This window comes from uncultured Cyclobacterium sp., assembly GCF_963976465.1.
GTDB lineage: Bacteria > Bacteroidota > Bacteroidia > Cytophagales > Cyclobacteriaceae > Cyclobacterium.
Genome location: NZ_CAXBOC010000135.1, coordinates 1 through 11,322 on the forward strand (window position 1 = coordinate 1; position 11,322 = coordinate 11,322).

Consider the following 11,322-nt stretch of genomic DNA (forward strand, 5'->3'; position numbering starts at 1 on the left):
GGAGATTCTTATGCGGTATTGCCTCCCTATAATCTTGGAGACCTGGTTATTCGACAAATCGAAACAATCACTGAGAAGATAGCAGTGGCCTTAGAAACCAAGGGGCTGATAAACATTCAGTTTGCCATCAAAGATGACAAGGTGTATGTGATTGAAGCCAACCCTAGAGCATCCCGTACGGTACCTTTTATATGTAAGGCCTACCAAGAGCCTTACGTAAATTATGCGACCAAAGTGATGTTAGGTGAGAAGAAAGTGACTGACTTTAATTTCGCTCCTGTGAAAAAAGGTTATGCAATCAAAGAACCTGTTTTCTCTTTCCACAAATTCCCGAATGTAAATAAGGAATTGGGGCCTGAAATGAAATCTACAGGCGAGGCCATCTATTTTATAGATGACTTGATGGACGATTATTTTCTAAAAATATTTGCAGAAAGAAACCTTTATTTGAGTAGATAAAAGACCTAAATCAATAACTTACCCGGCTTGGATTTCAAGTCGGGTATCTTTATTCCGTCTCCTTTACAACAGTTTAGATTGGTTTTTGTATTTTTTTTCCATTAATATTGAATGCTAAGTGGTGATTTTCCGTTAATGGATTAAGCACTTTGTTGTGTTTGAACAGAATTAGTGAGCTTTCAAAATTGTAGATCATGATTTTCAAAATAATAATATTCTTTATTGCACTGGGTTGGGTTTTTTCTAGTTTATTTAAGTTTTTCCTAAACAGTAAGCTTAAAAAGTTTGCTGATCAGGTAAAAGAAGCCCAAAGAGAAGAGACAAAAAAAAGAAACAAACCTAAAGATGGCAATGTGAATGTTGATTTTATACCCAAGAATGGTAAAAACGGTTCTTCCAGCACCATTTCAGGAGGAGACTACATTGACTATGAGGAAGTAAAAGATTAAAACTACACTAAAACGTTGCCTTACCCTTTTGATGCGCTTTTTAATAAGCTTCCCCTTCAAAATCCTAGGCAAACATTATTTTACAAACAGCTATTCACTAAGTCTTTACAAAGTGTTTATTTCCCGCCATTTGCCCTGAGATCCCTCTCACAATTGCCGTCAAGGGAAGGAATAACATCTCTCATATAATTAAAAATGCTATTGGTCTCAATGGCCCAATACATGAGACAGTCTTCATTGTCGCAGTGATGATCGTACGCTTCATCCTCATGTGGTTCCACCATTTCGCTGCCAACATTTACCAAGCCCAACAAATGTCCCATCTCATGTAAAACAACGGTAGTTTCCAGATTGCTTTTACTGGGCCTTCTTATCCCCCCTGAATTTTTTTCAATTTGACTCCCAAATAGCACCAGACTTGTATTTCTATAGGCAGCCCCTATGGTAAATGAATCTTCCTCATTTTTCTCAAAATCACCATCCACCACCAATAGAAATACTGATATCGTATTCCCCTCATTGTAACTTTCACGGTAATCATTTTCGATTGTCGCTATTTCCTCTGTGGTGTAAGTCTCTTTATTCATGGCCGGAATTTCTTTTAACAACAAGCGAATCCCTTCAGGCTTGAATGTATATTTCTCTAAAAATTCAACAAGCGATTCAAGCATTTTATCCGAAGGCTCATACCCTTCCATATAGACCAATTCCAGCTCCAAAGCCGGAAACTGATCTGCCGCCAACAAAAAGTTGGCAGACTTCCCTACATCCCACCTTGCGGCAGATACCCCCATGTAAAGCTCTTCATTGACACCATCCGTATCCTCTATACATGAATAAAAACTGAAAGTCAAGCAAAGAAAACAAAGCGTTTTAAAAGTAAAATTTCTCATAGACGAATTCAAAAACCGCACAAATTACTACTAATCAAATATTTGAAAAAATAGACCGAATAAAATAACGTGAAAAATGCAGTTGTTATTATCTTTAAATAAGGATTTATTTTTATTAAGTGTAATTCTTAAATTTTGTTAAAATTAATTTACCCTACCTATACTATTTCGGCACAGAATTGGTTATTAATTTATTGAACCACAAATGATGCGATAAGCAAATTATTTGAGTTTAAAATTGCCTTATTGTAGACCTTTATAGGATATTAAACACTTAATCAGGTTTACCTATTCGGGATTATATTCACCAATTCGGGCAACATTTTTTTCGGTTAACAGCTTGAAAAAAACCAAGGAAAACTCGATATAAGGGCAGATCCATTGCAAGGTTCGGGTCGAAAGAAAGCACTATTATTTAATTTAAAGCCAAACTAATGAAAAAAGCGTTAATTATTCTATTCTTTACAGGATTAGGCATTACACAGCTAAATGCTCAGATTTTGTCAGTAGGTCCTAAGATTGGCCTTTCACAAGGTGATGTTCAAGTTTCGGATGGGTTTAAAGGAGAAGATTCTCAAATGGGCTACCATGTGGGGATTTTCGCTAGAATAAACTTACCTGTCATCTATTTGCAACCGGAAGTTCTTTATACCAATACCGGAGGTTCCTTTCAAGACAATACTTTCAATTACGATTCCGACTTTGATAGGCTGGATGTGCCATTAATGGTTGGCTTAAAACTTGGCAATGTCTTACGAATTCAGGCAGGTCCTGTAGCCAGTTATATGCTTGACGGAAAAGTTAAAGCCAGTGATGGATCTTCAACCCAAAGAATTATTCCTCCTACTGAGGACTTTACATTTGGTTACCAAGCAGGAGTTGGTGTAGACATTGGGAACCTAATGTTGGACCTAAAATATGAAGGTGCTTTGACCAATTCTGTAAATAATTTTGGGGAAATCCCAACAGACCAAAGGCAAAATCAAATCATGCTTTCTCTCGGAATCAATTTATTGTAAGAAATTTCCAGCGATAACATATTGCAATAGGCAGCTTCGGTAGCATTGATTCAATGACCTACAGAAGCTGCTTTTTTTAATTGACCAATTCCTTGGAATTGACCTCTTTAACCAAACTTTTTCGGGCAAGGAAGATCAAGGCAAAGGAAAGAACGAATAAAATGGCCGCGATGACTGAAAGCACATAAGCATCTTTTTGAAAGTTTTGCCAAGCAAATAATCCCAAGGAAGTCAATGTGACGGTAAACATAAAGAACATGGGAATGGTTACAAAGGTGGGGTTGATATCCTTTTTGATCAGCCAAACAGAAATCGTCAATAATGCGAGGGCTGCCAAAAGTTGATTGGCCGAACCGAAAATTGGCCATAAGGTGGTAAATCCACCACTCCCCAGCAATAGCACAGACAATATGACAACCACCCCTGTAGAGAGGTATCTGTTTTGGGAAAGTTTTTTACCAATCGGTTGTTCCACATCTTCAAAGTATTCTTGAAGGGTAAACCTTGCCAGCCTGGTACAGGTATCTAAAGTGGTGAGTGCAAAAGCTGAAACTGTCAAAGCCACAAAGCCTACAGCGAATGATTCGGATATGCCCAATGAAGAAATAATAGCTCCAAGACCATCGGCAAAAAGTGGTACAGGACCATCTTGTCCCAACCTAGACAAGTAATCTGTGCGGTTTAATACGATCACAGCCCCAACTGAAATGATGGCTAAAAATGATTCTATCAACATCCCTCCATACCCTACAACCTTGGCATCACTTTCTTTATCCAATTGTTTGGAAGTTGTTCCTGAGGCTACAAGCGAATGAAAGCCACTGATGGCTCCACAAGCAATGGTCACAAACAATACAGGAAACAAATAACCAAGATTCTCTGTAGACACATGTACTTCTGTATCCATCACAATGGTAGGATTGGCAATCACCACCCCTACAATTGCAGCAAGAATCAACCCATATAACAAAAAGCTATTCAGATAATCTCTTGGTTGCAACAGCATGGATACAGGAGTAACCGAAGCAATGAAGGCATATATTAACAGTATATAAATCCAAGTCTGATAATTGAGTTCAAATGGAATTTGCATGCCCAGATAGACGAAGTAATACATTACCACCACCCCTACAATGGAGGCAATTAGGAAAGCGGATTTTTTATTTTCGGTCAATTTGGTAACAAAGCCAAAAACCACTGCAAGTAAAATGAAAAGAATTGAAGCCGAAGCAACTCCGGGGTTATTGATAAATGTCTTGGCGATGATGTCAGCAAAAACGGCAATAATTAAAATCAAAGTGGAAAAACTAAACAAGATAAATAATCTTTTACCTTTCTTTCCAATATTATTTTGAATGATAACGCCAATAGATTTCCCATCGTTCCTAAGGGAAGCCACCATGCTCCCCAGGTCATGGACAGCACCAAAAAATATTCCACCGATCAAAATCCATATTACGGCGGGCACCCAGCCAAATGCTACGGCAATGATGGGCCCAACAATTGGCCCTGCACCTGCTATTGAGGCAAAATGATGTCCCAAAACAACGATAGGCTTACTCGGGACGTAATCCACACCATCCCTTAATCTGTGAGAAGGCGCCAGATTATTATTGTTGATTTTAAACTTTTTAAAGACAAACTTTCCATAGGTGAAATACGCTACTATTAAAATAATTGCGGAAAAAAGAAAAAGGTACGTCAGTTGCATGATTTGGATTTATTATTCAAGCCTCAAAGTTAATTAGAAAATTGATTTCATCGGAAATAAACCCTAATTTAAAAATTATTTAGTACCAATGGCAGATAGAAAAGACACATTGCTATCCCCTTTATTACTATTTTCCAAATTAATCCTCTCCTAAAAATGTTCAACAAGCCGACCCTCCTATTTCTAGGTGCCTGCATAGGATTATTGATTTTTAGCCATTTCTTTATGGAATTTGCTTTTCCAAAATTGCTGAGACTTTTCTATAAGCCCGGCACCCGGAAAGGAAAGCAATCCATGAATAAGTTTTCAAAAGCCCTTAAATGGGGGATATTTTTGGCTATATATCCCCTTATTGGCTATTACTTACCTCCTCCGGCCTCGTTAAATATTGTACAGGAAAGATTGTTTATAGTATTGGCTATTGTCTTATTTACCTGGATCATAATAGAATTATCCAATGTTTTACGGTATATCTTTTTGGAAAAATATACTTTCGACAAGGAGGATAACCTGCGCGAAAGAAGACTTGTGACCCAAGTTGCCTTCATTAGAAAGATCTTTATTATCGGGGTGGTGGTGATTGCCTTCGCTTCCATTTTAATGAATTTCGAATCTGCCAGAAGGATCGGTACCGGATTGCTTACTTCTGCAGGAATAATGGGTATCATCATTGGTTTTGCTGCACAAAAATCCATTGCCAACTTATTGGCAGGCTTTCAGATTGCATTCACCCAGCCAATAAGAATTGATGATGTAGTGGTGGTGGAAGGGGAATGGGGTAAAATTGAAGAAATAAACCTCACCTATGTGGTTGTTCAGATATGGGACCAGAGAAGGTTAGTTCTGCCCATCAACTATTTTATAGAGAAACCTTTTCAAAACTGGACCAGAACCACAGCAGCCATTTGGGGCACTGTATTTATATATGTTGATCCTACGGTTGATGTAGGTGAATTAAAGTCGAAACTAAAAGAAATTTTAGATGCTACACCTTTATGGGATAAAAAGGTTCAAGTACTGCAGGTCACAGATTGGACAGAAAAAACCATCGAACTAAGGTGCCTTATGAGTGCAAGAGATAGCCCAACTGCCTTTGATCTAAGGTGTTTAGTAAGGGAAAAGCTTCTTGAGTTTCTTCAAAAAAACCATCCTGAAACACTGCCAAAAACCAGGGTTTTGATGGAGAAAGAAACTCCAGAAATCAAGAAATGAAATGGGTAAACTTTTCGAGAAAGTAGATTTTGGTTTTATTTAACAGATATTACCTATAAATTTGGACTCCCAATGTGGTTTGGGATAATTTAAACAAAACTTTATGGCTTGGTTTAAAAGAAAAGACGCCGGCATTAAAACCTCAACAGAGGAGAAAAAAGACACCCCGGACGGATTATGGTATAAGACCCCGAAGGGGAATATCATTCACACCCGAGAGTTAAAAAACAATTCCTATGTTTGCCCGGATGATGATTATCATGTAAAAATCGGTTCTAAGGAATATTTCGAGATCCTTTTTGATGATAACAAGTTCACAGAATTGGATAAGGAGATGATATCAGGTGATCCCTTAAATTTCGTAGATAGCAAACCCTATCCCACACGAATTAAGGACACGATTGCAAAAACCAATTTAAAAGATGCTGCCAGAACAGGCGTTGGCAAATTGAATGGTTTGGACATAGTCATTACTTGCATGGACTTCAAATTCATAGGCGGGTCCATGGGTTCTGTAGTGGGAGAGAAAATTGCCCGAGCAATTGATTACTCCTTGAAACACAAGGTTCCATTCTTGATGATATCAAAATCAGGAGGGGCCAGGATGATGGAAGCTGGTTTTAGTCTAATGCAGATGGCCAAAACATCCGCAAAACTTGCGCTTTTGGATGAAGCGGGAATACCCTATATCTCCTTAATGACAGATCCTACAACGGGAGGGGTAACAGCCTCATTTGCTATGTTGGGAGACTTCAATATTGCCGAACCGGGAGCTCTTATTGGTTTTGCGGGTCCAAGAGTAATTAGAGAAACCATAGGCAAAGATTTACCTAAAGGTTTTCAAAGTGCGGAATTTGTTTTGGAGCACGGATTCTTGGACTTTATCATCGACAGAAGGCAGTTGAAAAACAGAATTTACACCTTGTTAAACCTTCTTCGACAATAGAAGGTTATTATATTAATTCTTGGGATTAATTTCTCCCAAGATTGTAATGGTTTTGGGGAAATATAAATATATTTGTACGATTCAAAACCAGTTAAACATACTGATAAAGATAAAAATTTATTAAATGAGTTCAGTAATCATTACTTCGATAGTAGCATTTACCATTATTATTCTGCTACTGGTGTTTGTTCTTCTTTTTGCCCAGTCAAAGTTGGTGTCGTCAGGAGATGTTAAAATCATTATCAACGGGGACGAAAAAAATCCTCTAATTGCATCTGCCGGGTCTACCCTGCTCAACACACTAAGTAGCAAAAAAATCTTCCTTCCTTCCGCATGTGGAGGTGGAGGTACCTGTGCCATGTGCAAGTGTACCATTGAAGAAGGTGGAGGTGAAGTACTTCCTACAGAAGAAGGTCACCTAAGCAGGGCTGAAAAACAAAACCAAGTAAGGCTTTCTTGCCAGGTAAAGGTAAAAAATGACATGAAGATCCGGATTCCGGAAGAGATCTTCGGTATTAAGAAATGGGAATGTGAAGTAATTTCTAATTACAACGTTTCTACTTTTATTAAAGAATTTAAAGTAAAACTTCCTGAAGGTGAAACGTTGGACTTTGAACCGGGAGGGTATATTCAAATAGATGTTCCTGCAATTACGGTATCCTTTAAGGGTATGGATATCACCCCACATCCTGAGTTGGAACACCCGAAAGACGTGTACCAAAGCGATTGGGATAAATTTGGTTTATGGGATCTTTCCATGAAAAATGATGAGCCTCTTTTTAGGGCTTACTCCATGGCCAACCACCCAGCAGAAGGAAATATTGTAATGCTAACCATCCGTATTGCCACTCCACCATGGGATAGAGCAAATAACAGATGGATGGATGTGAATCCGGGTGTATGTTCTTCTTATGTTTTCTCAAGAGTACCTGGTGATAAAGTAACCATTTCAGGACCTTATGGTGAATTCCATATCAATCCTACCCAAAGAGAAATGATTTACATAGGTGGTGGTGCCGGCATGGCCCCATTAAGATCTCACCTCTTCCACCTTTTCCACACAGAGAAAACAAATAGAAAAGTATCTTATTGGTACGGTGGTAGGTCTAAAAAGGAGTTGTTCTACACACCACACTTTAGAGGTATTGAAAAAGATTTCCCGAATTTTAGTTTCAACATAGGCTTATCCGAACCTCTACCTGAGGACAACTGGAAAGTCAAAAAGTCAATGGATGACAAGGAAGGTGATGGCTATGTAGGCTTTATCCACCAAGTTCTTTATGACAACTACCTTAAAGATATTGACGAGCCGGATGAAATAGAATATTACTTATGTGGCCCTCCTTTGATGAATGCTGCAGTACTTAAGATGCTAGATGATTTGGGTGTTCCAAAAGAGAATATCAGATTCGATGATTTCGGAGGATAAAAAATAAGAAAAGGGTCCCGTTAAAGTTTAACGGGACTTTTTTTATGCCTTCTTTTTCCATAATTTTATATTAAATTATTTAATGGCCCTCCCGGCACAAGCTCAGGCGGCATAGGCATATGATTGATAGGCTTAATTAAAACAAAAACCTGACCGCTTTGGAATGGCAATACCAAGCCCGAACCGAGGTTTTAGTAAAACAGACCGCCTATTGACATATCTGATTTAATATTCAATCTCTAAAAAATAACAATGGATTTACAGGCATTTTTCGAACCTATCCCTTCCGAGATTCTACAAGAAGAATATGGGCACAATGCGTTTTTTCACCACATTCATTGTCATGATGAAACCTTTCCTGACCTCGAAGGCATTCAAATCGCCATTATTGGCATAGAAGAATACAGGGGCACCGGAGATGATACATTAAAAAATTCATTGGCAAGCAGTTCTGCCATTCGGAAGAAACTATATACGCTCAAAAAGGGCCAGGGAAATTACAGCCTTGCCGATTTAGGCAATATTAAACTCGGGGAAAACTTACAAGAAACCCGGTCACTGATCAGTTCTATTGGTGAACTAATGATAAAAACCGAAGTATTGCCAATTTTTATCGGTGGAAGCCATGACTTGGACGTTGGGCAGTTTAAAGCTTACCAGCACATGAAAAAACTGGTCAGCTTACTAACGGTAGATGCTAAAATGGACATGGAGGATGCCGGCAATCCTCAAGACCGACATTCTCAAGAAGTGGTTTTGCATGAACCGAACTATATGTTCAACTATTGCCACCTTGCTTACCAAAGTTTTTTGACAGACCCTGAATTGGTCACCACCTTAGAGAAGCTTTACTTTGATCATATCCGTTTGGGGCAGTTGCGGGACAACTTCAAAGAAACCGAACCGCTGATCAGAAATGCAGATTTATTAAGTTTTGACATTTGTTCCATCAATTCCTCAGATGCTCCCGGAGCCATTGGAGCGCAACCTTTTGGCTTAAGTGCCGAGGAGGCCTGTCAAATATGCTGGTTTGCAGGCACCAATGAAAAGCTAAGTTCCATTGGAATCTATGGTTACCATGTGGATTTGGATGACCCCAGGCAAAAGACTGCTGCCATTATTGCCACAATGATCTGGTATTTTATTGAAGGTTTTCACCAGAGAAAAGACAGCCTATCATTTAAAAGCAGCGACTATATCATGTACACGGTATCATTAGACTCCAAGCCTTCTATTTTGCATTTTTACAAAAGCAAACTAAGCGGAAAATGGTGGCTGGAAATCCCCCGCAACAAGGGTGAAAAATACAATCGAGACACCATTATTCCCTGTAGTTATCAAGATTATCAAACCGCTCAAAAGGGAGAAATACCTGAGCGCTGGGTCAATGCCCAATTAAAACTTTATTAATAATACATGCATATACCCTAGGTAGTCCTATATTTGCAATAGAATAAGCATATGATTTCTATTTCTAAAAACCAACTGGCCTTGAGAAACGGGCAGGACAAACCTGAAATATGGATTGCTTACAAAGGCAAAATATATGATGTAGGCAATTCCAGACTGTGGAAAAATGGCAAACATTATGAACATTGGGCAGGACAAGACCTAACAGAAGAGCTCGAAAATGCCCCTCATAATGAAAATGTATTTGATAAATTTGAACCTATTGGCTATTTAATATAAATGATTCTGATCGCAGACAGTGGCTCCAGCAAAACCGACTGGAGAGTAATCACAGAGGATAACAAAGTTCACCAAACAAGGACTGTAGGGTTTAACCCCTATTATCAGACCAAAGAGGACATGGAACTGGGACTCCAAACGCCTGACCTCCTTTCATGGAAAGATATTATCCAGGAAGTTTATTTTTATGGATCAGGTTGCACCTCTGAGGCCAATAAAGAAACTGTAAAAAACGCCATCAACAGCATTTACAAAGATGCCAAGGTATATGTAGATCATGACCTTATGGCCTCCGCAAGGGCAACCTGTGGTCACGAAGCAGGGATAGCCTGCATATTGGGAACGGGTTCAAATAGCGGAGACTATGATGGTGACAAAATAACGAACAGCAGGCCTTCTCCCGGCTACCTTTTAGGTGATGAGGGTGGAGGAACATATATCGGAAAGCACTTCCTACAAGATTTTATTTACGATGACATGCCCACTGCTATTCGGGAAGCATTTATTGACAAATATCACCTTTCCATAATTGATATTCAGGACAATGTTTATAAAAGACCATTTCCCAATCGCTTTATGGCAGGTTTTTGTGAATTTATAGCCCAACATAAGGCTGACCCATATTGCTATGAGCTTTTCTACAATGGTTTTAAAGATTTCTTCTCGAGACATGTCATGAGGTACAAAGATTATCAAAACAAACCTGTGAATTTTGTCGGATCTATCGCTTACTATAACAATGATGTCCTAAGACAAATTGGACACGATCTAAACATACAAATCAATACTATCCTAGAAACTCCAATAGCCGGATTAACACTCTACCATCAAAAAAAGATATGAGCACCACAGAAAGCGCCTCCTATTACAACCACCTTGAGAAAATGTCGGTCAATGAATTATTGACCAATATGAACAAAGAAGATCAGACGGTACCAGATGCGGTCAATAAGGCTATTCCTCAAATTCAGAAACTGGTGGAAGCCATAGTCCCTAGGATGGAAAAAGGTGGTCGTTTATTTTATATTGGAGCCGGCACTAGTGGCCGACTAGGTATCCTAGATGCTTCAGAATGCCCGCCGACCTATGGCGTACCACATGATATGGTAATTGGAATTATTGCCGGTGGGGATACAGCCATAAGAAAAGCAGTGGAAAATGCTGAAGATGATCCGGAGCAAGCTTGGGAAGATATTCAGGCATTTGATTTCAATGCTCAGGATACCATTATCGGTATAGCTGCATCAGGCACCACGCCCTATGTAATAGGAGGAGTAAAAAAAGCAATGAAGGAAGGCTTACTTACAGGCTGCATTACATGCAATGAAGGCAGCCCTCTTGCCAAAGAAGTGGCCATGCCGGTAGAGATAGTTGTAGGTCCTGAGTTTGTAACAGGAAGTACCAGAATGAAATCAGGAACTGCTCAGAAGCTAGCTCTTAACATGATATCTACCAGTGTCATGATTAAACTGGGAAAGGTGAAAGGCAATAAGATGGTAGACATGCAGCTGTCCA

Annotated in this window: 11 protein-coding genes and 1 pseudogene; 10 read left to right on the forward strand and 2 right to left on the reverse strand. The window is 39.1% G+C overall.

Features of this window, described 5'->3' with window-relative positions; translation table 11 throughout:
* Positions 1–459: pseudogene (locus tag AAC037_RS09510) on the forward strand (carbamoyl-phosphate synthase large subunit); the annotation flags it as partial.
* A 194-nt stretch (positions 460–653) separates the two neighbouring features.
* Positions 654–908: a DUF4834 domain-containing protein gene (locus AAC037_RS09515; protein WP_339902771.1), complete on the forward strand. Its 255-nt coding sequence runs from the start codon at positions 654–656 to the stop codon at positions 906–908.
* Between the two features lie 116 nt (positions 909–1,024).
* Here the strand turns inward: AAC037_RS09515 and AAC037_RS09520 are convergent, their stop codons facing one another.
* Positions 1,025–1,801 (reverse strand): hypothetical protein, encoded by a 777-nt coding sequence (locus tag AAC037_RS09520; RefSeq protein WP_339902772.1) that lies wholly within the window; start codon positions 1,799–1,801, stop codon positions 1,025–1,027.
* A 434-nt stretch (positions 1,802–2,235) separates the two neighbouring features.
* On the opposite strand from AAC037_RS09520, the gene AAC037_RS09525 reads away from it, so the two are divergent.
* Complete coding sequence (locus AAC037_RS09525) at positions 2,236–2,820, forward strand: porin family protein (protein WP_339902773.1); 585 nt, start codon at positions 2,236–2,238, stop codon at positions 2,818–2,820.
* 76 nt (positions 2,821–2,896) lie between these two features.
* Here the strand turns inward: AAC037_RS09525 and AAC037_RS09530 are convergent, their stop codons facing one another.
* A complete protein-coding gene (locus AAC037_RS09530; protein WP_339902774.1) occupies positions 2,897–4,531 on the reverse strand; it encodes a carbon starvation protein A in 1,635 nt (544 codons plus the stop codon).
* Positions 4,532–4,756: 225 nt separating this feature from the next.
* On the opposite strand from AAC037_RS09530, the gene AAC037_RS09535 reads away from it, so the two are divergent.
* From AAC037_RS09535 to AAC037_RS09565, 7 genes are all read left to right on the forward strand, one after another.
* Complete coding sequence (locus AAC037_RS09535) at positions 4,757–5,743, forward strand: mechanosensitive ion channel domain-containing protein (RefSeq protein ID WP_339902775.1); 987 nt, start codon at positions 4,757–4,759, stop codon at positions 5,741–5,743.
* Positions 5,744–5,846: 103 nt separating this feature from the next.
* Positions 5,847–6,689: an acetyl-CoA carboxylase, carboxyltransferase subunit beta gene (gene accD / locus AAC037_RS09540; RefSeq protein ID WP_339902776.1), complete on the forward strand. Its 843-nt coding sequence runs from the start codon at positions 5,847–5,849 to the stop codon at positions 6,687–6,689.
* A gap of 124 nt (positions 6,690–6,813) precedes the next feature.
* The gene (gene nqrF, locus AAC037_RS09545; RefSeq protein WP_339902777.1) at positions 6,814–8,118 is read left to right on the forward strand and encodes an NADH:ubiquinone reductase (Na(+)-transporting) subunit F; all 1,305 of its coding nucleotides are present in this window, start codon (positions 6,814–6,816) and stop codon (positions 8,116–8,118) included.
* 252 nt (positions 8,119–8,370) lie between these two features.
* On the forward strand, positions 8,371–9,528 hold the full coding sequence (locus AAC037_RS09550) for a formimidoylglutamase (protein WP_339902778.1): 1,158 nt from the start codon (positions 8,371–8,373) through the stop codon (positions 9,526–9,528).
* Positions 9,529–9,579: 51 nt separating this feature from the next.
* Positions 9,580–9,807, forward strand: a complete 228-nt coding sequence (locus AAC037_RS09555; protein ID WP_339902779.1) for a cytochrome b5 domain-containing protein — start codon at positions 9,580–9,582, stop codon at positions 9,805–9,807.
* Positions 9,808–10,650 carry an N-acetylglucosamine kinase gene (locus AAC037_RS09560; protein WP_339902780.1) on the forward strand — a complete coding sequence of 281 codons (843 nt, stop codon included), beginning with the start codon at positions 9,808–9,810 and terminating at the stop codon, positions 10,648–10,650.
* On the forward strand, positions 10,647–11,322 hold a 676-nt coding region (locus AAC037_RS09565; RefSeq protein ID WP_339902781.1), incomplete at its 3' end, for an N-acetylmuramic acid 6-phosphate etherase. The genes AAC037_RS09560 and AAC037_RS09565, both read left to right, overlap by 4 nt.

Excerpts from the sequence above, each read along its gene's own strand:
- AAC037_RS09515 (WP_339902771.1), top strand. The coding sequence starts at position 654 with ATGATTTTCAAAATAATAATATTCTTTATTGCACTGGGTTGGGTTTTT.
- AAC037_RS09520 (WP_339902772.1), bottom strand. The coding sequence starts at position 1,801 with ATGAGAAATTTTACTTTTAAAACGCTTTGTTTTCTTTGCTTGACTTTC.
- AAC037_RS09525 (WP_339902773.1), top strand. The coding sequence starts at position 2,236 with ATGAAAAAAGCGTTAATTATTCTATTCTTTACAGGATTAGGCATTACA.
- AAC037_RS09530 (WP_339902774.1), bottom strand. The coding sequence starts at position 4,531 with ATGCAACTGACGTACCTTTTTCTTTTTTCCGCAATTATTTTAATAGTA.
- AAC037_RS09535 (WP_339902775.1), top strand. The coding sequence starts at position 4,757 with ATGGAATTTGCTTTTCCAAAATTGCTGAGACTTTTCTATAAGCCCGGC.
- accD (WP_339902776.1), top strand. The coding sequence starts at position 5,847 with ATGGCTTGGTTTAAAAGAAAAGACGCCGGCATTAAAACCTCAACAGAG.
- nqrF (WP_339902777.1), top strand. The coding sequence starts at position 6,814 with ATGAGTTCAGTAATCATTACTTCGATAGTAGCATTTACCATTATTATT.
- AAC037_RS09550 (WP_339902778.1), top strand. The coding sequence starts at position 8,371 with ATGGATTTACAGGCATTTTTCGAACCTATCCCTTCCGAGATTCTACAA.
- AAC037_RS09555 (WP_339902779.1), top strand. The coding sequence starts at position 9,580 with ATGATTTCTATTTCTAAAAACCAACTGGCCTTGAGAAACGGGCAGGAC.
- AAC037_RS09560 (WP_339902780.1), top strand. The coding sequence starts at position 9,808 with ATGATTCTGATCGCAGACAGTGGCTCCAGCAAAACCGACTGGAGAGTA.